The sequence below is a fragment of the Nitratireductor sp. PBL-C9 genome, assembly GCF_050877045.1.
Classification (GTDB): domain Bacteria; phylum Pseudomonadota; class Alphaproteobacteria; order Rhizobiales; family Rhizobiaceae; genus Nitratireductor; species Nitratireductor aquimarinus.
The window spans coordinates 213918-234489 of the sequence record NZ_JBPAXW010000002.1 but is presented as its reverse complement, the minus strand read 5'-3'; the positions used below and the strand labels follow the sequence as shown (position 1 = coordinate 234489).

Below are 20572 nucleotides of genomic sequence, written 5' to 3'. Positions count from 1 at the left end.
ACAAGGTGTGAACAATCCATCCTTCCGGCGCGACGCGCGGAAAACGGTTCACAAACCGCTCAAAACAAGGCCGGAGGAGACTGAAATGCGTGATTTCGCGCTCGAGGTTCATTTTTCCCGCTGGGAGTTCAATGCCCGGCATCACATGACCGCTTCGGACATGGAGAGCATGACGCTCGGCGAACTGACGCAGATGGCAGGGCCGGCGGCGCGCGAACAGCTCGACAGTCTCTGGCTCGGCTACACGGAAACCTGGGGCGCGCCTGATCTGCGCGAGGCCATCGCCGCCACCTATGACGGGCTTTCCGCCAGCAACATTCTCTGCTTCGCCGGGGCGGAGGAAGGCATCTACGCCGCCATGCGGGTGATGCTCACGCCCGACGACCACGCCATCGTCTCGGTGCCCAACTATCAGGCGGCCGAGACCGTGCCGCTCGGCCTGTGCGCCGTTACCGGCGTGCCGCTTCTGGAAGACGAGAACTGGCGGCTCGACCTCGACGCGGTGCGCGCCGCGATCCGCCCCAACACAAAGCTCATTTCCGTCAACCTGCCCAACAACCCGACCGGCGCGCTGATGCCGCAGGACGATTTTGCGGAACTGGTGGAGATCTGCCGCGCGCATAATCTCTATCTTTTCAGCGACGAGGTCTATCGGCTTCTGGAGCGCGACGAGAGCAAGCGCCTGCCGCAGGCCGCCGAGATCTATGAGAAAGGCATCTCGCTCAACGTGATGTCCAAGGCCTACGGCCTGCCGGGCCTGCGCATTGGCTGGATCGCCAGCCCGGACACGGCGCTCCTGCTGAAATTCGAGCGCTACAAGCACTACCTCTCGATCTGCAATTCCGCTCCCAGCGAGCGTCTGGCGGTGTTGGCGCTTTCGGTGAGCGACCGCATTCTTGAGCGAAACCGCGCTCTGATCGCCGAAAACCTGGAGAAGATGGACGCGTTCTTCGCCGACCATGCCGACCTGTTCGACTGGACACGGCCCGATGGCGGCTGCGTGGCCTATCCGCGTTACAAGGGCGCAGACGGCGTGGAAACCTTCTGCCGCGATCTGGTCGAAGAGCAGGGCGTACTGCTTCTGCCCGCCTCGGTCTATCACTCGGAGCTGATGGATGCGCCGGCCGGACGCTTCCGCATCGGCTTTGGCCGCCGGGGCATCGACGCGGGACTGACCGCGATGCGGGCCTTTCTCGAACGCCGTCACAACGGTGTTGCGGCCGAGTGAGGAGACGCCCGGCGCAAAAAATGCGACAAGGGTTCCCGGGACGCTTCGGGAGCCCGCAAGATGAAGGGTTCCCAACAAGGGGTGAGATGCTGTAGAAGCTTTGACGTTTACGAATACGTCAATTGAGGGGATAGCCAATGGCGCTTCCGGCCGTTTTCGACAAATTGCGTTTGCCCGTGGTCGGCGCGCCTCTGTTCATCATCTCGCATCCGCCGCTGGTGGTGGCGCAGTGCAAGGCCGGCGTGGTGGGCTCGTTTCCCGCGCTCAACGCCCGCCCCAAGGAGCAGCTCGACGAGTGGCTTTCGCAGATCACCGAAGAACTGGCTGCGCATGACGCACAGAACCCGGATCGTCCTTCCGCCCCCTTCGCGGTCAACCAGATCGTTCACCGGTCCAATGACCGGCTGGAGCATGACCTGAGGGTCTGTGTGGACCACAAGGTGCCAATCGTCATCACCTCGCTGGGCGCGGTCGAGGAAGTGAACCAGGCCGTCCACTCCTATGGCGGCATCGTGCTGCACGACATCATTCACGACCGCCATGCGCGCAAGGCCATCGAAAAGGGCGCTGACGGGCTGATCGCGGTTGCAACCGGGGCCGGCGGCCATGCAGGCACGCTCTCGCCCTTCGCGCTGGTGCAGGAAATCCGGCAGTGGTTTGACGGGCCGCTGCTTCTCTCGGGCGCCATCGCCAATGGCGGCGCGGTTCTGGGCGCTCAGGCCATGGGCGCGGACCTCGCCTATATCGGCTCGCCCTTCATCGCCACCCACGAGGCGCGCGCCAGCGACGACTACAAGGAGATGATCGTCTCTTCGCGCGCCGCCGACATCGTCTATTCCAACCTGTTCACCGGCGTGCACGGCAACTATCTGAAGGGGTCCATCGTCAACGCCGGCATGGATCCCGACAACCTGCCGGAAGCCGACCCCTCGAAGATGAATTTCGCCAGCGCCGACGCAAAGGCCTGGCGCGACATCTGGGGCAGCGGACAGGGTGTCGGCGCGGTGAGCGAGATCACCGGCGCAGGCGCGCTGGTGGATCGGCTTGCGGCAGAATATGCCGCCGCAAAAGACCGGCTCTGCACGCCGCGCTGAGACCAGATCGTGATCCTGATCTTGGAGAGATCACCCCTCGTCGCTCAGACTGTCCTGTAGCGACGAGACGATCTTTTCGAGCAACGCCAGATAGTGCGCGCGCTCCGCATCGGTGAGGGTTTCGAGCGCGAGGCCGTTCACGGCACCAACCGCCTGCCTGACACGCACCGCCTTTTCCATCGCATCCGGGGTCAACCCGATCAGCCGGCTGCGCCGGTCTTCCGGGTCGGCCCGTCTCTCGATCAGACCATCGCGCTCCATGCGCAACAGCGTTGCCGCCATGGTCGGCTGCTCGATGCCGGCGCTCTTCGTGAGCGCCTTCTGCGATAGCCAGGCTCCCTCACCCAGCGCGAAGAACACCGGCAGCATGCCGCTGGTCACGCCGATGTCCCTCAAATTGCGGTCGATGGCGCGCGCGAAAAGCCGCGCCGCCCAGTTCGTCATATAGCCTGCAGATCGTTCACGCCTGAAAGTCATTTATATAGCTTGCTATCCATTTATATTGCATGCTATGTATATTGCATCGACGGTATCCCCGCAAGGAGAAGGACCATGCGCTGGAAAAGCACTGATGACCGCTACGGAGCGGTTGCGATTGCCATTCACTGGACGACGGCCGTGGCCATTGTCGGCATTCTGGCCTCCGGTTTTCAGGCGGCAGGCGCGATGGAGGCGGCAGACAGGCTCGCGCTTCTGCGCATCCATGCCACGCTTGGCATCTTCGTTGTGCTTTTGACGCTGATGCGGATCGGCTGGTGGTGGCTGGGCGATGCCAAACCGGCCGATGCCGCCGGCACGCCGCGCTGGCAGGCGCGAGCCGCGCATATCGTGCACGGCCTGCTTTACGTGATCATTCTTGGCATGGGAGCCAGCGGCATCGGCATGCTGGCGCTCTCCGGCGCGGGCGCGACCCTTTTTGCAGGCGCCACGACGCCGCTGCCGGACTTCACCACCTATCTGCCGCGCGCGCCGCATGGTCTGGGAAGCCGGCTTCTGATCGCGCTTCTGGCATTCCACACCGCCGCCGCGCTCTACCACCATTTCGTCATGCGCGACGGGCTTCTTGGGCGCATGGGGCTGGGGCGCTAACGCCCCGCTCACACGCCGCCGGCCAGAACGCACCGGCAATGGCAAAGGCGTTTAACCCGGCAGGCCCTCCAGCCGGGTTACCTCATCCAGCCCGTCATCCCAGTTGGCGCGGCTGGAAAGACAGATATGCGCGTTCGGGCGAATGTCGACCGGTGTGTCGAGGCTGCCCGCAGGCACGACGAGAAGTGCGCCATCCATCTGGATGCCTGGAACTGCCGAGCCGCATTCGCTGCAGAAGCTTTTTTCATGCCGGCTTTCGGGCACCCGGTAAGTCTTGATCCGGTCTTCTCCCGACAGCCAGGTGATCTTCGCCACGGTGGAGAAAAGATTGGCCGCATGCGCCGACCCGGTATCCTTGCGGCAACGGGAGCAGTGACAAAGAAAGAAGCTCTCGAACGGGCCGGAAATCTGAAATTTGACTGCCCCGCACTGGCAGGAACCCTCGTTCTTCTGGGTCATATACTCTCTCATCTCTTTTTGAAGCGGCCGTGTCTCTATCACAAAGCGCCCGTGCGCGCATCCAGATGCACGCCGACCGCATGAGCGGCCATCGCCCCCGGGCGGCTCCGGGGCTTCAATCGCTGCTGTGCGCTGTCAGAAAACCGTCATCTCATCGACATGCAGGTTTCATCCGCACCCGTTAGGCGAATGACCAACAAGGGCGACAAGCCCACGGAAGAGCCGCAACAAGGCGCTTAACGGGAAGAGCACATGCTTGAAATTCGTCAGGTCACCCGTCGTTTCGGGCCAAACACGGCCGTGCGCGACGTGGAACTGAAAATCGAACAGGGCCAGATGGTCGGTGTCATCGGTCGCTCAGGCGCTGGCAAATCGACGCTTCTGCGCATGATCAACCGCCTGATCGATCCGTCCGAAGGATCGATCTTCTTTCAGGGCAGGGAAGTTTCCGCGCTGAAAGGCGCGGAACTGCGTCGCTGGCAGCGCGACTGCGCGATGATCTTCCAGCAGTTCAACCTGGTGCCGCGCCTCGACGTGCTCACCAATGTTCTGCTTGGCAGGCTCAACCACCGCTCCACGGTGCTCAACCTGCTCAACATGTTCACGCGGGAAGAGCGCATTCAGGCGATTGCAGCGCTTGAGCGCCTCGACATCGCCCAGACGGCGCTGCAGCGCGCCGGCACGCTTTCCGGTGGTCAGCAGCAGCGTGTGGCGATTGCCCGTGCGCTCATGCAGGAGCCGAAGGTGATCCTCGCCGACGAGCCGATCGCTTCGCTCGATCCGCTCAACGCCAAGGTGGTGATGGATTCGCTCGCCGACATCAACGCCCGCGAAGGCATCACCGTCATCACCAACCTGCACACGCTCGACACGGCGCGCGCCTATTGCAACCGCATCGTCGGCATGGCCAAGGGCGCGGTGGTTTTCGACGGCCCGCCCGAGGCGCTGACCAGCGAAGCGGTGCGCACCATTTATGGCGGCGAGGAAGGCGCGGAACTTTCCGAAGCCATCACCTCCACCAGCATCAATGTTCCGGCTCCGCAGCCGGCAAGGAAATCGACCGGTCAGGCTCAACCGGCGCTCGCCGCCGTCTGATCCACGGGATCGTCTCGCCCGCGTAACGGGCTCCACCTGCTTGAAACCCCGCCGGCAAGGCCGGCACCCAAATGGAGAGACATCATGTTCAAGAAAGCTCTTATGGGCGCCGTTGCGCTCACCGCGATCATGGTTGGCGGCGCACAGGCCGAAGATCTGAAAGAGTTCCGCATCGGCATTCTCGGCGGCGAAAACGAAGCCGACCGCCTGCGCAATTTCTCCTGCATCGTCGACAAGCTCCCCGAGGTTCTGGGCGTCGAGAAGGTCGCCCTGTTCCCGGCTGCCGACTATGACGGCGTGATCCAGGGCCTGCTCGGCGGCACGCTCGACTATGCCGAGCTCGGCGCTTCGGGCTATGCAAAGGTCTATCTGGAAGATCCGGAGGCCGTTGAGCCGATCCTCACCACGGTGCAGACCGACGGTTCGACCGGCTATCATTCGATCATGGTGGCCCGCAAGGATTCCGGCATCGCAACGCTGGAAGACATGAAGGGCAAGAAGCTCGGCTTCGCCGATCCGGACTCCACCTCCGGCTACCTCGTTCCCGCCGTCACGCTGCCCAAGGCAGTCAACGCTTCGGTTGAAGAGTTCTTTGGCGAGACCGGCTTCGGCGGCGGCCACGAGAACCTGGTTCTTGAAGTCGTGAAGGGCACGTTCGACGCCGGCACGACCTGGGCTTCGGGCGTTGGCGAGTTCTCCGACGGCTACACCTCCGGCAACCTGCACAAGATGGTCGAGAAGGGCATTCTCGACATGGACGATCTGGTTGAGCTCTGGAAGTCCCCGCTGATCCCGAACGGTCCGGTCGTGGTTCGCACCTCCATGGACGCCGACATGAAGAACACGTTCAAGACCTTCATGATGGAAATGCCGGAAGCCGATCCGGAGTGCTTCGCAGCCATCCAGGGCGGCGACTACAAGGGCTACACCGAAGTGACGCCGGCATTCTACGAGCCGATCATCGACGCCCGTCGCTCCAAGATCGGTTCCTGATCCCTTTCCCGCAATCTGACGCGCCGCCGGCCTGTGCCGGCGGCGTTGTCGCACAGGCGTGCCAAACATGACAGCAACGACCCATTCCCCGCTTCTTTCCGAAGCCGGCCAGGCCGTGGAGCGCCACTGGCGCGAACTGGCCGGACGCCGTCGTCTCTACACCATTGGCGGCATCGTGTTCATGGTTCTCGCCATGAGCGGTTCGCTCTGGTTTGCCAATGAATCGAACGCCGGCAAGTTCTTCGACCGACTGCCCTATCTGTTCGATTTCGTGGGACAGATGATGCCGCGCGATGGCTGGGAAATCTGGCGCGCCCTGTTCGACCTGCCCTCGCCCTATGACGATGGCAGCCTGAAATACAATTATCCCGACGGGCGGATCTATCTCACCGAGACGCTCTATCTGCCCGAATATTTCTACAAGATGCTGGAGACCATCAACATTGCGCTGGTTTCCACGCTGATCGGCTTCGGCCTTGGCTTCGTTCTGTGCTTCCTGGCCGCATCGAACCTGACGACGCGGCGCTGGCTGCGCTTCTTCGTGCGCCGTTTCATGGAAGTGCTGCGCGCCTTCCCCGAGATCGTGATCGCCGGCTTCTTTCTGGCCGTGCTGACCATCGGGGCAGTGCCCGCCATCATCGCGGTGTCGATCCACACGGTCGGCGCGCTTGGCAAGATGTTCTTCGAAGTGGTCGAGAACGCCGACATGAAGGCCGAGGAAGGCCTGCGCGCCGCCGGTGCGAACTGGGTGGAGCGCGTCTGGTTCTCCATCGTACCGCAGGTCATGCCCAACTTCCTGAGCTACGCACTGCTGCGTCTGGAAATCAACGTGCGCGCCTCCACCATCATTGGCGCGGTCGGCGGCGGCGGCATCGGCGAGGCGCTGCGCCTCTCGATCAGCCGCACGCATGAAGCCAAGACGCTCGCCATCATCCTTCTTCTGTTCTGCACCATCGTCGCGGTCGACCAGCTTTCGGCCTGGCTGCGCGGCCGCATTGTCGGCAAGCAGGCATTCGAATTCGGCCGGGGAGGCTGATCATGACCGAGATCGAAGCCAACGCCATCGCCGCGCGCCACGCGGATGTGTTTCACCGTCCGCTGATGGAGCGCCTGCGCGGCGTGATCATCATCACCGCCATCGCCCTCTACATGGTCTTCGCCTGGTGGTTCTTCGCCATCGGGCAGGTCATCTCCAACGGCAACTGGGACATTGCGGGCAGCTATCTGGCCGACTGGGTTTCCTATGAAATCCGCCCGGACATCGAATATGACGGCGATGCGCTGGATGTTTCCTTTCCGCGCTTCTCGCCGCTCGGCAGCGACCCAAGGCCGGAATGGCTGACGACCGAGACCGCCATGGTCGAACGCCGCGTGGCGGCAAGCGCTGCGGCGGGCAACGCCACGGGCGGCGCGACCAGCGGAGCCGGTTTCCTCGGCTCGCTCGACGCCGAACCTGCCAAGAAGGAAGACGGTGGTTTTCTGGGCGCGATGGCCCCCTCTTCCACCACCACGGAAAGCCCCGCGACCGAGGCGGAAGCTGCGCCGCAGGCTCCCGCGACGACGCGTGAGGAAGCCGTGGTCAGCGCCGACATCTCCTTCGGCGGCGACACGCATATCCGCGTTCAGCCGGGCTTCGTGACCGTGACCCACAGGGGCGAAACGCTGGAACTCGACATCGAGGAGCGCGTCAGCGTCAATGCACGCGGACCGCTGCCCGAGTGGGCAAGCCAGCGCGCGCCGGGCGCGAAGGTGATCGTACGCTTCGGATTTGCCGGACGCGCCGAGATCGAGGATGACGAAGTGAAAGTGCGCCGCCGTTTCATCGGCTGGGAGAACTTCTTCTTCGACACCCGCTCGCCCTATTGGGACATGTCGGCCGGCGAGGTTCTGGGAACGATCTTCTTCGGCGACCGCATCGAGGCGGACCGCTCCAACCTGTCGCTCGCCTGGAACAATTTCGTCAACAATGCCGACTGGCAGCATGGCGATGTGTGGCTGAAGCTGCTGCAGACCATCGTCATGGCCTTCGCCGGCACGGTGCTGGCGTCGATGCTGGCCTTCCCGCTGGCCTTTGCCGCAGCCCGCAACATCATGCCCAACCGGGTCGTCAATCAGGTGCTCAAGCGCTTCTTCGACTTCCTGCGCTCGGTGGACATGCTGATCTGGGCGCTGTTCTTCACCCGCGCCTTCGGGCCGGGACCGCTGGCCGGTATCTCGGCGATCTTCTTCACCGACACCGGCACGTTCGGCAAGCTCTACTCGGAAGCGCTGGAGAACATCGACGACAAGCAGCGTGAGGGCGTGCGCTCCGTCGGCGCGGCCCCTGCCTCGGTCCAGCGCTATGGCGTGGTGCCGCAGGTTCTGCCGGTCTTTTTGAGCCAGGCGCTCTATTTCTGGGAGTCCAACACCCGCTCCGCCACCATCATCGGCGCCGTTGGCGCCGGCGGCATCGGCCTCAAGCTCTGGGAAGCGATGCGCACCAATCAGGACTGGGAAAACGTGGCCTACATGGTCATCCTGATCCTGCTTGTCGTGTTCGTCTTCGACAACATCTCCAACCTTCTGCGTCAGCGTCTGATCGGCAGGCAGCCGTGAAGAGGATGACGCAGGGGAAATTGGCTGCTAGCCTTCGCGGTCCTTTTGAGGGATTCGTTAACCTGTCACACAAATCGCCTATTGCATCGCTTTCGGCGAGGATATGCTCATGCGCTACGCAATCTACTTCACACCCGAAAAAGACGACCCGCTGACGCGGGCCGCCGCACGCTGGCTCGGCCGGGACGCCTTTACGGGCCAGTCCATCGCGCCCGTGGAGGCAGGCCCCTTCTCTGCTGCGGAGATTTCCTTTCACACCGCAGCCGCGCGCCGCTACGGCTTCCATGCGACGCTGAAGGCCCCGTTCCATCTGGCGGAAGGTCAGAGCGAACAGAGCCTGATCGCCGCGCTGGCGGACTTCTGCGAGCGCACGGAGCCCGTGATCATTCCGCGTGCGGTCGTGCGTCGTCTCGACGGTTTCTTTGCGCTGGTGCCCGAGGACCGCTCCCCACGGCTGGATGCGCTGGCCGGCAACATCGTGGAGGCGTTCGAGCCCTTCCGCGCGCCGCTGACCCAGGAAGAGCTGGAGCGCCGCAACCCCGAGGGCCTGTCGCCCAGCCAGCTCAAGAACCTTTACAAATGGGGCTACCCCCACGTGTTTGAAGCATTCCGCTTCCACATGACGCTGACCGGCCGCGTGCCGCAGGCAGAAGCTGTCCGCATGGAGCGCGCCATAGACGCCTTCTTCGGGCCGCTTTTGTCGGAACCATTGGAAATCGGCTCGCTGGCGCTGTTCATCGAGCCTGAGCCGGGCGCACCTTTTCAGGTGAGATACTCCCACGCGCTCGGCTGGAACAAGACAAGAAAGACCGCCTGATAATGACGCAAGAACTGGTTTTAAGAAACGCCCGCATCGTGCTGCCCGATGAGGTCATCGAAGGCAGCGTGGTGATCCGCGACGGGCGCATCGTCGACATTGCCGCCGGCACTGCATCCATCGGCGAGGACATGGAAGGCGACTACCTGCTGCCGGGCCTTGTCGAGCTGCACACCGACCATCTGGAACGCCACTACGCCCCGCGCCCGAAAGTGCGCTGGAACCCCATCGCATCGGTGCTGGCGCATGACGCGCAGATCGCCGCTTCGGGCATCACCACCGTGTTTGACGCGCTGCGCATCGGCCTCGACGAGGACAGCAATCTCGGCGCGGAAGAAATGCGCGAACTGGGCAACGCCATCGAGAACAGCGTGGAGGCCGGCCGCCTGCGCGCCGATCACTTCCTGCATCTGCGCTGTGAGGTTTCCGCACCCGATTGCCTGGAAGGGTTCGAGCTCTTCAAGAACGACAGCCGCGTGAAACTCGCCTCGCTGATGGACCATTCGCCGGGCCAGCGTCAGTTCACGAGCATCGACACCTACAAAGTCTACTACATGAACAAGACGGGCATGACGGAAGAGGACTTCCGCCAGTTCTGCGAAAAGCGCGTTGCGCAGTCGCAGACCTATTCCAGCCGTCACCGCAACGCCATCTCCGACATCTGCCGCGAGCAGGGCATCATTCTGGCGAGCCATGACGACGCCACGATGGAGCATGTGGACGAGGCGGCGACGCAGGGCGTGCGCGTGGCCGAGTTCCCGACCACACAGGAAGCGGCAACCGCCTCGCGCGACGCCGGCATGCAGGTGCTGATGGGCGCACCCAATGTGGTGCGCGGCGGCTCGCACTCCGGCAATGTCTCCGCCCGCAGCCTGGCCGAGGGCAACACGCTCGACATCCTGTCTTCCGACTACATTCCCTTCAGCCTCGTTCAGGCCGCTTTCGCGCTGGGCGAGACCGTGGACCACATCTCGCTGCCGCAGGCCGTTGCCATGGTTTCCAAGAACCCGGCAGAGGCCGTGGGTCTCGATGACCGCGGCATTCTTGAACAGGGCCGCCGCGGCGACGTCATCCGCGTGCGGGTGGACGAGCATGTTCCGATCGTGCGTTCGGTCTGGCGCGAGGGGGCGCGGGTGGCATGAGGGCATCGGCCACGCTGGAGCGTGTCATCGACGAGCAGGACGTCCCGATCCGCCATGGCGTATTCATCGCCGTCGCCGGCCCTTCGGGGGCCGGCAAGGACTCGGTGATGGACTATGCGCGCCAGCGGCTCGGGCCGCAGGACAGCGACGTGACCTTTGTGCGCCGTGTCATCACCCGTGAGATGGACGGCGCAGGCGAGGCCCATGACTGCCTGACGCGCGCCGATTTCGATGAAGCCGAGGCAAAGGGCGCATTCGCCGTGAGCTGGGAAGCGAACGGACTGAAATACGGTCTGCCGGCAAGCGTGGATGACATTGTGCGCGACGGGCATGTGGCCGTGGCCAACGTGTCGCGCGCCGTCATTCCGCTCCTGCGTGAGCGCTATGGCAATGTGGTCGCCGTGATCGTGACCGCCGCCCGCGATGTGCTGGCCGAGCGACTTTCGAGCCGTGGCCGCGAAACCCGCGAAGAGGTTCTGGCGCGGCTCGAACGGGCGCACGCAAAGGAATTGACCGTCGAAGGCGCAACCGTGATCGACAATTCCGGCACGCTGGAAGAAGCGGGCGAGCGGTTTCAGGACGTTCTGCGCCGCGCTGCAGCCTGGAGCGCGGTAAGCGATTCCGTGTGAGGCTCCGCCCCCGTTTCGGATATGTGAGTAGATACTGAAAGCGCCTCTTGGCGCTTTCTCTGTTCTGGTTTAGTTCTAGTTTATCTTGGAACACCGGACGCACCCCATCGACGGCATTGCCGCCCCGTTTCTGCCAGCGCCCTTCAGCGCGTGGTTCGCCACGCGCGGGTGGCAGCCCCGCGCGCATCAGCTCGAACTTCTGGCGCGCACGCAGGCCGGTCGCTCCGCACTGCTGATCGCCCCCACCGGTGCGGGCAAGACGCTGGCCGGCTTTCTGCCCACCCTCACCGATCTCGCGGCGCGGCCGAAGCGCAAACCCGGCGCAGCGCGGCGTGGCGTGCACACGCTCTACATCTCGCCGCTCAAGGCGCTCGCCGTCGACATTCAGCGCAATCTGAACATGCCTGTGGCCGAGATGGAGCTGCCGGTAACGATGGAGACGCGCACTGGCGACACACCCACCCACAAGCGCCAGCGGCAGAAACACGCCCCGCCCGACATTCTGCTCACCACGCCCGAACAGCTCGCCCTTCTGATCGCCTCGCCCGATGCGGACAGGTTCTTCTCGGATTTGCGTTTCGTGGTGTTCGACGAATTGCACTCGCTGGTGATTTCCAAGCGCGGGCATCTGCTTTCGCTGGCGCTGGCGAGACTGCGCCGGATGCGGCCGGAGCTTCAGACCATCGGTCTTTCCGCGACGGTGGCCGAGCCCGATGAGCTGCGCCGGTGGCTCGTGCCGCAGGATGCGGCCCGCGCCCTGTCCGATATCGTGACCGTGTCGGGTGGCGCAAAGCCGCACATCACCATTCTGGAGACGGAGGAGCGCGTGCCCTGGGCCGGGCACTCCGCGCTCTACGCCATTCCGAAGGTCTATGAGGCGATCAGGGCCCACCGCACCACGCTGCTCTTCGTCAACACGCGCAGTCAGGCGGAGCTTCTGTTCCGCGAATTGTGGCGCGCCAACGATGACAATCTGCCCATTGCTCTGCACCACGGCTCGCTCGATGTCGGCCAGCGGCGCAAGGTGGAAAAGGCGATGGAGACCAACAGTCTGCGGGCCATCGTCGCCACGTCGACGCTCGACCTCGGCATCGACTGGGGCGACGTGGATCTGGTCGTGCATGTGGGCGCGCCAAAGGGGGCGAGCCGGCTGGCGCAGCGCATCGGCCGCTCCAACCACCGCATGGACGAACCGAGCCGCGCCATTCTCGTGCCGGCAAACCGTTTCGAGGTGATGGAGTGCCGCGCCGCCCTTGAGGCGAACTATCTGGGTGCGCAGGACACGCCGCCACTGGTGGAAGGCGCGCTCGACGTGCTGGCGCAGCACGTTCTGGGCTCGGCCTGCGCCGCCCCCTTCGACGCCGACGTGCTTTATGGCGAAGTGGCGAGTGCAGCCCCCTATGCCGCGCTCGACCGGGCAACCTTCGACCGCATCGTGGATTTCGTGGCAACCGGCGGCTACGCGCTCAAGACCTATGAGCGCTACGCCCGCATCCGCAAGACGAAAGACGGGCTGTGGCGCATCGCCAATCCGCGCATCGCCCAGCAATACCGGCTGAATGTCGGCACCATCGTGGAATCCCCCATGCTCAACATCCGCATGGTCAGGCGCGGCCGGGGCAACGCCTCGCGCGGCGGACCGGTGCTGGGCAAGGTGGAGGAATATTTCCTCGAAACGCTCACGCATGGCGACACCTTCCTTTTCTCGGGCCGGGTGCTGCGCTTCGAAGGCATTCGCGAGAATGAGTGCCTCGTCTCGGCGGGCGGCGGCGAGGATGCAAAAGTGCCCTATTACGCCGGCGGCAAGTTTCCGCTCTCCACCTATCTGGCGTCCGAAGTGCGGGCCATGCTGGCCGACCCGAAGCGCTGGAAGGCGCTGCCCGAACAGGTGGCCGAATGGCTTTCCATCCAGCGCGACAAGTCGATCCTGCCGCGCCGCGAAGACCTTCTGGTGGAGACCTTTCCGCGCGGCGAGCGCTTCTACATGGTGCTCTACCCGTTCGAGGGGCGGCTCGCGCACCAGACGCTTGGCATGCTTCTGACCCGCCGGCTGGAGCGGGCAGGCGCACACCCGCTCGGCTTCGTCGCCAATGATTACGCCATCGCCGTGTGGGGCCTGAACGACATGGCCGCCATGCTGAAGGACGGACGGCTGAGCCTCGCCGCGCTCATGGACGAGGACATGCTGGGCGACGATCTGGAAGCATGGATCGCCGACAGCTGGCTTTTGAAGCGCACCTTCCGCAATTGCGCGCTGATCTCGGGACTGGTCGAAAAGCGCCACCCCGGACAGGAGAAGACCGGCCGGCAGGTGACCGTTTCCGCCGACCTCATTTACGACGTTTTGCGGGCTCATGAGCCTGACCACATTCTGATGCAGGCCACCTGGGCAGACGCCGCGCAGGGCCTGCTTGATGTCAGGAGACTGGGGGAGATGCTGTCGCGCATTCGGGGTCGAATCGTGCATAAATCTCTCAGTCGCATTTCACCGCTGGCCGTGCCCATCATGCTCGAGATCGGCAAGGAGGCCGTGGCCGGCGACGCCAATGAGGCGCTGCTAGGCGAAGCCTCACGGCTTTCCGGCGAGGAATTGATGCAGGAGGCTCTTGAGGCATGAACAGCCTTGCACCCGCAACCGGGACAAGCACCGCGCTGACGATCCGCATCGCCGGACACGAGGCCGTGTGCGACTGGCGCGGCGTGCTGTTCTTCCCGGAAATGAGCCTCATGGTCGTCTCCGACCTGCATCTTGAGAAGGGCGCGGCCTACGCCCGGCGCGGGCGCATGCTGCCGCCCTATGACACCGCCGCCACACTGAAGCGGCTGGCAACAACGTTAGCCGACTACGATCCAGAGATCGTCATCAGCCTTGGCGACAGTTTTCACGACGATCACGGCGCGGCGCACATGCCCGGGCCTTTCCGCACGCGGCTGGTCGAACTCATCGGCGCGCGCGACTGGCACTGGATCGCCGGCAACCACGACCCTGCCCCGCCGCCGGACCTTCCCGGCCACTGCGCGCAGGAGATCGCCATTGACGGGCTGATCTTCCGTCATGAGCCGGCAAAGGGAAGTGCCCGTGGCGAGATCGCCGGGCATCTGCATCCCGGCGCGCGCATCGTGCGCCGCGGCCGCTCGGTGCGGCGCGCCTGCTTCGCCTCGGACGGTAGCCGGCTTATTATGCCCGCATTCGGCAGCCTGACCGGTTCGCTGAACGTGCTCGACCGTCCTTTTGACGGCCTGTTCGCGCGCGAGCGGCTGGCCGCCTACATGCTGGGCCGGCAGGGCATTTACGCCATCGCAGGCAGCATGCTGCGCTGAAGCACAGCGCCGGAGCGCGCGCGCTCAGTCCTTGCGGAAGATGATCCGTCCCAGCCAGCCGGTGATGATGGCGATCAGCACGGCGGCGATGCCGTAGATCAGGCTGTTCTGATGGGCGAATTCGTAAAGCCGCTGCTCAAGCCCAGCCTTTCGGATGGTGAGCTGGGCCGATGTCTCGCGCAGGAACACGCTGTTGCGGAACAGATAGGCGCGCGCCCTGTGCGTGCCGACGGCCACATTGGGGGCCAGCTTGAGGGACGCGCGGAACAGGCTTTGCGAGAGGAAGCGCACGCCGCCGGTCTGCGTCGAGTAGAGCCCGAGCGCCTCCTTGCGCTGAAGCAGCGCCTCGGTGAACTCCTCGATGGTTTTCGGATCGCCATCGGCCTTGAGCGGCTGGAAGTGCAGATTTTCCGCACCCAGCGCGAGCCTCTTGTATCCGTCGGGCGTGCTGATGTCCTGCGGCGCGCGGGTGAGCGCCATGGAATAGGATTCCGGCACATCGCGGAAGATGACCGATTCCGTGTTGATCCACATGCCCAGCACGCGTGTCTTCTTGCGCACCGTGACGGCGCGCGGCGGCCCTTCCAGAACCACCACGACATCGTAACGCCCCTGCCGCGCCACCAGCGGGTCGGCATTGTCGAGCGCGCCGAAAATGGTCAACTCCGCACCGCTGAAATCGGACGTGATCGACACCTGATCGGTGGAAAGGCCGATCTGGATGTTCTCGGGGATTTCGTCCTGCGCCCGCACCGGCAGGGCCGGCAGGAGCAGAAGAAGCGAGGTGGCGGCTGCCAGGAAACGCGCGCGCATGGCTCACATCGCTCCCGTGGACAGGCTGTAGACACTCTCCGGCTGCACGAACAGGTCGAAGCCGAGACGCAGCGCCACCGCCAGAACCAGAAGCGCCAGAAGCGCACGCAGTTGCTCGCCGCGCAGACGCTGCCCCACCCGCGCGCCATATTGTGCACCGGCCACGCCGCCGACCATCAGCAGGAAGGCAAGCACGACATCGACGCTCTGGTTCGCTGTGGAGTGAATGATGGTGGTGAAGGCCGCCACGAAGATGATCTGGAACAGGGATGTGCCGATCACGACATTGGTCGGCACTTTGAGCAGATAGATCAGCGCCGGCACCATGATGAACCCGCCGCCGACACCCATGATCGACGCCAGGAAGCCAATGAACGCACCAAGCACCACCACGGGAATGACGCTGACAAACAGCTTCGACGCGCGAAAACGCATCTTGAGCGGCAGACGGTGAATCCAGTTGTGCTGGCCGGGCTTTCTGAGCGTGGCCGTCTGGCCACCGCGCGAACGCCGGATGGCGCGCACGCTCTCCATCAGCATCAGGCCGCCAACGACGCCCAGAAACACCACATAGAGCAGCGAAACGATGAGATCGAGCTGGCCCAGCCGGCGCAGATAGGCGAACACGAACGCGCCGATGGACGCGCCGACAATGCCGCCGGCGAGCAGGACAGTGCCCAGTTTGACATCAAGAGACTTGCGCTTGAAATGCGCCAGCGCGCCCGAGAAGGACGACGCAATCACCTGATTGGCGCCGGTGGCGACAGCGATCGCAGGCGGGATGTTGTAGAAGATCAAGAGCGGCGTGATAAGAAACCCGCCGCCAACCCCGAACATGCCGGACAGAAAGCCCACCGCGCCGCCCATGGCAAGCAGCACGAAAACGTTGACGGACATTTCGGCGATTGGGAGATAAATACCCACCCGCGGCACCCGAATAATTGTTTGCCCGGCAGCGGCGCCGGACGAGGTGTGGAAGCATTAATGCGTGCTTCCGTTCTGCGCCCTACCGCCCGCGAAGTCAAACCGGGAGGTGGCAGAAACCGGAAAAGTTTGAACGGCTTGCCACACAAAGATGACGTGCGTCTTCCGGGACACACATCAACCTGCCGGCAAACGATGCCGCGACAGCTTACTGAGCGCTTACAGCCGCTTCATTCTTCTCCAGAAGGGCACGCACCAGCGCCTCATCGACCTGCCCCGTCGGGTTCAGGCCATTGGCCTTCTGGAACTGCGTGATCGCAGCCTTGGTCTTGGCGCCCATGATGCCGTCAGGCGTCCCCGCATCAAAGCCTTCCTTGTTCAGGATAAGCTGGATGTTGGTGATCGCCTTGGTCATGTCGACGCTCGCCGTGAGCTCGCGGCTTTCACGCCAGGATTCCGGAATATCGACCAGATTGACCGCCGGATCGATCTTCTTGACCTTCCAGAGCGCCGTCTTGTTTTCTGCCTGTTTCAGCTGCTCGGGCGACAGCGCAGCGGCGATTTCGTCGCGCTTGGCGGCTGCATCCCTGTCACCGCCCTGGGCGACGATGGCGAACCATTTGTAGGCTTCCGTCAGGTCCTGCTGCATGCCCATGCCCTTGGCCGAAAGGATGCCCAGATTGAACTGGCTGTCCTTCACGCCATGCTCGGCAGCTTCTATGAACCAGCGGGCGGCGGACTTGTTGTCGGCCGGGCCATCCGCACCCATGGCGAACAGCACACCGAGATTGTGCATGGCGCTGGCATTGCCCTGCTGGGCTGCAAGCTGGAACCACATCTTCGCCTTGGCGGCGTCACGGTCCACGCCATTGCCCTTCTGGTAGAGGTCGCCCAGTCGATACTGAGCCGGCGCAAAACCTGCTTCGGCTGCCTTGGTGTACCATTCAGCGGCCTTCGCCAGATCGGCCTGCGTGCCACGACCTTCCGCGTAGCGGCTGCCGATCTCGAACAGCGCCTTGGGGTCGCCCTCGGCTGCGGCCTCGCGAAGCGGCACCGGACCGGCATCCACCGGAACCGTGTCCAGCGAAATGGGCTTGGGTGCTTCAGGGGCAACATCTTCCGGAATGCTGACGGTCTCGTTGCCCGTCAGGGTTTCCTCAAACTTGCCAACCGGCTCTTCCAGCGGCGCGTCCATTTCGGGCATGGAGGCCAGCGTGTCGACGACGCCATCCGTTGCCTGCTCTTCGGCAGCAGCAACCCTGGCCGGTTCTTCATCCAGCACGCGCACCTTGCGCTCGACCGGGGCAGGCTCGGCCTGCGCCATCACCGGCGCAGGCTCTGCGCTGGTGGTCTCATTGGTCATCTGCGTCGGAATGGCGGTGGAATTCGCAAGATAGGTCTTTCCGACCTGATAGCCGCCCGCCGCGACGATGCCCGCGCCGAGCATCACCACCAGAGGCTTCTTGCTCCGCTTCAGAAAACGTTTGATCCCGAAGCCGCCGGTATCTTCCGCAGCATCGCCCTGACGCTTTTTCAGGATCTCGGCCTCGGCCGCAGCCGCCTGCGCCGCACGGCGCGCCGCCGCGATGAAATCCGACTTGGCCGCATCATCCGTTTCCGGACGGACGGTCGCTTTCTTTTCGTCACGAACACGACGCAGGATCGCATTCAGGTCCGGCGCGCCGGAACCCGGTTCCAGCGGCTCGTTGATACGGTCGTCATCCAGATCGATGGCTTCAAGGCTGGCGTCCAGTTCGGCGGGCGCCTCGTTCTCGACCTCATTCCGGGGCTCGTCGCGCTGCTGACGGTCGCGACGGTTTCCAAGAGCGCGCGTCAGCCCGCCCAGAAGCGATGATTTGCCGGGGGCCTTTTCCGTTTCCTGCGCATCCTCGTCCAGCGCAGCGCGCGCGGCGGCGGCTGCCGCTTCGGCGGGCGAGCGCTTCGGCATCGCCTCTTCCGCAGCGCGTGCAGAAACCGGAGACACGTCATTGCCGGGATCGATGGAAGGAGCGGCAGCGACCGGAATTTTTGCCGGCTCTGCCTGCACAGCCACGCCCTCGCCAGCAGTTCCTTCGACAGCGCCAAGCCGGTCCACGATCTTGAGCAGCGTGTCATGGATCGCGCCGAACGTCTTGGTGTTGCGCTCGTCGGACTTGCGGGTCAGCGCTTCGAGCGCCTTCAGTTCTTCGCGCAGTTCACGGTCGAAATTGCTGTCGAAATTCTGCGTGTCGCCCAGCGCGCCGATTGCCTGCTCGGCTGCCTGCCGTGCGGCTTCGACCACCGAAGCGCGGTTTTCCTGAATGGAGCGTTCGATGTTCTCCAGGCGGGGCCCAAGATCCTCGAACTCCGGCAGGTCCGCCGTCGGGCGGGAGAAATGTTCGGAGAGGCTGCGCACCTGCGCCTCGAGATTGTGGATCACCTCCGGATCGATGGACGATACCTGCGACGAAGACGTCTGCAGGCGACCGGAAATGTCATCAAGCCGCATCTCGAGGGCGCGCAGAGCCTCGTTGCCCGGCGCTTCACGTGTGCTCGTGTCGAGCCGCGCCGCCAGTTCGTTGAACCGGGCGTCGATGGTCGCCATGAGATCGGCCTCGTTGCGCATGGGCTCGCTGCTGCTGCGCTCGTCGATGCGGGCGGCAATGTCCTGCAGCCGATGCTCGAGATCGTGAACCAGTGACCGACCCTGCTCCGCGGCGTCGCCATGGCGCTGTTCGATCATCTGCGAGAGATGCGCGAACCGGTCTTCAATGCCGCGCAGCATGTGCTCGGGGATCTGCGGCTCCGGTGCGTTGTCCAGCTTGTGCGCGATACCGGCAATCTGGCTGGCCAACCGCTCAACCGTCTGCTCCGGCATGTCGATACGCGCAGCGATTTCGTCCACGCGCTGCGACAGCGAATACATCTGCTCGCTGAGATGCCCGACAGCCTCGCCACCCGGGCGCTCGTTCAGAAGCTCGCCCACCTGATTTGCCAGCGAAGAGATGCGCGCCTCAATGCGCTCGAAGGGCTGCGGGTCGAACGAAGCAGCCTGTGTCTTCGGCATGGTCGCAGCAATCGCGCGGCTGATCTCGTCAAGCCGCTCATCGATGGCGGCATAGAGTTCGGGATTGTCCTGCTGCTTGCGCTCAAGAAGCTGATCCAGCGCGCCTGCGAGCGTGCGGACACGATCTTCCAGAGACTGAAGCGACAGCGATTCCGGCAGGCTGTTCACCGCATGCGCGATCTGCTCGATCCGCTGGTGCAGCATGTCGATGGCGGGGCCGCTGCGGCTCAGATCGCTGGAAACGCGGTCTTCGAATGCGCTCCACCTGTCGTCGAAAGCATCCCAGCGCTGATCCACGGCGCGCAGCGTTTCTTCACGCGCGAGACTGGAAATGGAAGACTTCAGCTCTTCCATCTCGAGCCGCAGCATCTTGACGTTTCTGTCGTCACCGCGCTCGGCGAGATGGGCAATGGCGTTGGACAGGCGTTCGAATTCGACAACCAGCTCGCTGCTGAGCGCGCTGTTGGGAACGGAGGCCATGATGCCTGCCAGCTCCTTGCGTAGCGCGCCGAACTCGTCGCTGATGCCCGAACGCATCACGTCGCGCAGATCCCTGCGCAGCGTCTTGAGTTCTTCGGCAATGTTGCCGATCGAATTGAACTCGCGTTCCTGACGGCGGGAGCGCTCAAGCTCATGCGCCGCGTGTTCGAGCGAGGCGCGCGAAGCCGGCTCCTGCCGGGGCGCGGGCATGCGGCCAGCCGGTCGCACATAGGAATGCGAGACCGTCTCCGACAGTTCCTGAATTCGCCGGGCGACGTCATTTTCGTCCACCTGCTGGTCGAAACGCCCGGTCGCTTTTCCAAGGCGGTTTTCCAGGTGGTCCAGCGTCCGACTGATCTCGTCAAGCGACGCATCTGTCCCGGGCCGCCGCCGGCGACCGGCATTGATATTTTCCAGATAGGAACGCTTATTGTTCATCGGAACGCCCGCCTCTCCACCGTGTACCGGTTGGCCGTCGAGATTTCTTGCCACGCGGGACTTTCAGCCTTGAAATGCCGGAAGGCAGAAAACAAACACTGTTAAGACACCCACGGTCAGCAGCGGACCTCGAAGCGAATGCAAACAAGCACCGTGTGCTGACGGTTCACATTTCGCTGATCGTGGTAAACACGGAGTTAACAATCCTTACCGAAGGTTAAGTCTTCGGTGAGGAATCCCGTAAAAAGATTGTTGGCAAGCCGATCACATTTTGCGCTGCGGCCCTTGTAATGCCGCATTCTGCACCGCATAAGCGCGCCCTTTAGAGCGTGTCTGGGCGGCACAATTTTGCCACTGGCGAAAACTCAACGTCAGACATGCCCATCCCGGTCCCCCCGCCGGAGCGCAC

At 63.8% G+C, this 20572-nt stretch carries 17 protein-coding genes; 12 read left to right on the top strand and 5 right to left on the bottom strand.

Features of this window, described 5'->3' with window-relative positions; genetic code table 11:
• Positions 1-85 precede the first annotated feature (85 nt).
• Both ACRTG1_RS05045 and ACRTG1_RS05040 read left to right on the top strand, forming a co-directional pair.
• Complete coding sequence (locus ACRTG1_RS05045; RefSeq protein WP_432515846.1) at positions 86-1228, top strand: aminotransferase class I/II-fold pyridoxal phosphate-dependent enzyme; 1143 nt, start codon at positions 86-88, stop codon at positions 1226-1228.
• Between the two features lie 137 nt (positions 1229-1365).
• Positions 1366-2322 carry an NAD(P)H-dependent flavin oxidoreductase gene (locus ACRTG1_RS05040; protein ID WP_113153978.1) on the top strand — a complete coding sequence of 319 codons (957 nt, stop codon included), beginning with the start codon at positions 1366-1368 and terminating at the stop codon, positions 2320-2322.
• A 30-nt stretch (positions 2323-2352) separates the two neighbouring features.
• Here ACRTG1_RS05040 and ACRTG1_RS05035 read toward each other — a convergent pair whose 3' ends face one another.
• Positions 2353-2766, bottom strand: coding sequence for a MarR family winged helix-turn-helix transcriptional regulator (locus ACRTG1_RS05035; RefSeq protein WP_224873321.1), 414 nt, complete (start codon positions 2764-2766; stop codon positions 2353-2355).
• Positions 2767-2874: 108 nt separating this feature from the next.
• Here ACRTG1_RS05035 and ACRTG1_RS05030 point away from each other — a divergent pair, with 108 nt between their 5' ends.
• Positions 2875-3411, top strand: coding sequence for a cytochrome b (locus ACRTG1_RS05030; RefSeq protein WP_432515845.1), 537 nt, complete (start codon positions 2875-2877; stop codon positions 3409-3411).
• 51 nt (positions 3412-3462) lie between these two features.
• Here ACRTG1_RS05030 and ACRTG1_RS05025 read toward each other — a convergent pair whose 3' ends face one another.
• Positions 3463-3870, bottom strand: coding sequence for a GFA family protein (locus ACRTG1_RS05025; protein ID WP_206994342.1), 408 nt, complete (start codon positions 3868-3870; stop codon positions 3463-3465).
• A gap of 252 nt (positions 3871-4122) precedes the next feature.
• On the opposite strand from ACRTG1_RS05025, the gene phnC reads away from it, so the two are divergent.
• The 9 genes from phnC to pdeM all read left to right on the top strand — a co-directional run bounded on the left by phnC (position 4123) and on the right by pdeM (position 14462).
• Positions 4123-4965, top strand: a complete 843-nt coding sequence (gene phnC / locus ACRTG1_RS05020; RefSeq protein ID WP_206548699.1) for a phosphonate ABC transporter ATP-binding protein — start codon at positions 4123-4125, stop codon at positions 4963-4965.
• Between the two features lie 84 nt (positions 4966-5049).
• Entirely contained in the window at positions 5050-5958 is a 909-nt protein-coding gene (gene phnD, locus ACRTG1_RS05015) for a phosphonate ABC transporter substrate-binding protein (RefSeq protein ID WP_432515844.1), read from the top strand.
• A 67-nt stretch (positions 5959-6025) separates the two neighbouring features.
• The gene (gene phnE, locus ACRTG1_RS05010; protein WP_206544478.1) at positions 6026-6994 is read left to right on the top strand and encodes a phosphonate ABC transporter, permease protein PhnE; all 969 of its coding nucleotides are present in this window, start codon (positions 6026-6028) and stop codon (positions 6992-6994) included.
• Positions 6995-6996: 2 nt separating this feature from the next.
• On the top strand, positions 6997-8553 hold the full coding sequence (gene phnE / locus ACRTG1_RS05005) for a phosphonate ABC transporter, permease protein PhnE (RefSeq protein WP_432515843.1): 1557 nt from the start codon (positions 6997-6999) through the stop codon (positions 8551-8553).
• A 109-nt stretch (positions 8554-8662) separates the two neighbouring features.
• Positions 8663-9370: a DUF1045 domain-containing protein gene (locus tag ACRTG1_RS05000; protein ID WP_206544476.1), complete on the top strand. Its 708-nt coding sequence runs from the start codon at positions 8663-8665 to the stop codon at positions 9368-9370.
• 2 nt (positions 9371-9372) lie between these two features.
• Positions 9373-10512: an alpha-D-ribose 1-methylphosphonate 5-triphosphate diphosphatase gene (locus tag ACRTG1_RS04995; RefSeq protein ID WP_297564263.1), complete on the top strand. Its 1140-nt coding sequence runs from the start codon at positions 9373-9375 to the stop codon at positions 10510-10512.
• A complete protein-coding gene (phnN, locus tag ACRTG1_RS04990; protein ID WP_206544474.1) occupies positions 10509-11141 on the top strand; it encodes a phosphonate metabolism protein/1,5-bisphosphokinase (PRPP-forming) PhnN in 633 nt (210 codons plus the stop codon). Before ACRTG1_RS04995 ends, phnN begins: the two co-directional genes overlap by 4 nt.
• 85 nt (positions 11142-11226) lie before the next feature.
• Positions 11227-13758 (top strand): ligase-associated DNA damage response DEXH box helicase, encoded by a 2532-nt coding sequence (locus tag ACRTG1_RS04985; protein WP_432515842.1) that lies wholly within the window; start codon positions 11227-11229, stop codon positions 13756-13758.
• A complete protein-coding gene (gene pdeM, locus ACRTG1_RS04980; protein WP_432515841.1) occupies positions 13755-14462 on the top strand; it encodes a ligase-associated DNA damage response endonuclease PdeM in 708 nt (235 codons plus the stop codon). The genes ACRTG1_RS04985 and pdeM overlap by 4 nt, the downstream gene beginning before the upstream one ends.
• A gap of 24 nt (positions 14463-14486) precedes the next feature.
• Here the strand turns inward: pdeM and ACRTG1_RS04975 are convergent, their stop codons facing one another.
• The 3 genes from ACRTG1_RS04975 to ACRTG1_RS04965 form a co-directional block, all read right to left on the bottom strand.
• Positions 14487-15275, bottom strand: coding sequence for a TIGR02186 family protein (locus ACRTG1_RS04975; RefSeq protein WP_432515840.1), 789 nt, complete (start codon positions 15273-15275; stop codon positions 14487-14489).
• Between the two features lie 3 nt (positions 15276-15278).
• Entirely contained in the window at positions 15279-16199 is a 921-nt protein-coding gene (locus ACRTG1_RS04970) for a sulfite exporter TauE/SafE family protein (RefSeq protein ID WP_113156140.1), read from the bottom strand.
• Between the two features lie 208 nt (positions 16200-16407).
• Positions 16408-20163 carry a peptidoglycan-binding protein gene (locus ACRTG1_RS04965; RefSeq protein ID WP_432515839.1) on the bottom strand — a complete coding sequence of 1252 codons (3756 nt, stop codon included), beginning with the start codon at positions 20161-20163 and terminating at the stop codon, positions 16408-16410.
• Positions 20164-20572: the final 409 nt, after the last annotated feature.

Bases quoted from the DNA above. Each gene is read 5' to 3' on its own strand.
- ACRTG1_RS05045 (WP_432515846.1), top strand. From the start codon at position 86: ATGCGTGATTTCGCGCTCGAGGTTCATTTTTCCCGCTGGGAGTTCAAT.
- ACRTG1_RS05040 (WP_113153978.1), top strand. From the start codon at position 1,366: ATGGCGCTTCCGGCCGTTTTCGACAAATTGCGTTTGCCCGTGGTCGGC.
- ACRTG1_RS05035 (WP_224873321.1), bottom strand. From the start codon at position 2,766: ATGACGAACTGGGCGGCGCGGCTTTTCGCGCGCGCCATCGACCGCAAT.
- ACRTG1_RS05030 (WP_432515845.1), top strand. From the start codon at position 2,875: ATGCGCTGGAAAAGCACTGATGACCGCTACGGAGCGGTTGCGATTGCC.
- ACRTG1_RS05025 (WP_206994342.1), bottom strand. From the start codon at position 3,870: ATGACCCAGAAGAACGAGGGTTCCTGCCAGTGCGGGGCAGTCAAATTT.
- phnC (WP_206548699.1), top strand. From the start codon at position 4,123: ATGCTTGAAATTCGTCAGGTCACCCGTCGTTTCGGGCCAAACACGGCC.
- phnD (WP_432515844.1), top strand. From the start codon at position 5,050: ATGTTCAAGAAAGCTCTTATGGGCGCCGTTGCGCTCACCGCGATCATG.
- phnE (WP_206544478.1), top strand. From the start codon at position 6,026: ATGACAGCAACGACCCATTCCCCGCTTCTTTCCGAAGCCGGCCAGGCC.
- phnE (WP_432515843.1), top strand. From the start codon at position 6,997: ATGACCGAGATCGAAGCCAACGCCATCGCCGCGCGCCACGCGGATGTG.
- ACRTG1_RS05000 (WP_206544476.1), top strand. From the start codon at position 8,663: ATGCGCTACGCAATCTACTTCACACCCGAAAAAGACGACCCGCTGACG.
- ACRTG1_RS04995 (WP_297564263.1), top strand. From the start codon at position 9,373: ATGACGCAAGAACTGGTTTTAAGAAACGCCCGCATCGTGCTGCCCGAT.
- phnN (WP_206544474.1), top strand. From the start codon at position 10,509: ATGAGGGCATCGGCCACGCTGGAGCGTGTCATCGACGAGCAGGACGTC.
- pdeM (WP_432515841.1), top strand. From the start codon at position 13,755: ATGAACAGCCTTGCACCCGCAACCGGGACAAGCACCGCGCTGACGATC.
- ACRTG1_RS04975 (WP_432515840.1), bottom strand. From the start codon at position 15,275: ATGCGCGCGCGTTTCCTGGCAGCCGCCACCTCGCTTCTTCTGCTCCTG.
- ACRTG1_RS04965 (WP_432515839.1), bottom strand. From the start codon at position 20,163: ATGAACAATAAGCGTTCCTATCTGGAAAATATCAATGCCGGTCGCCGG.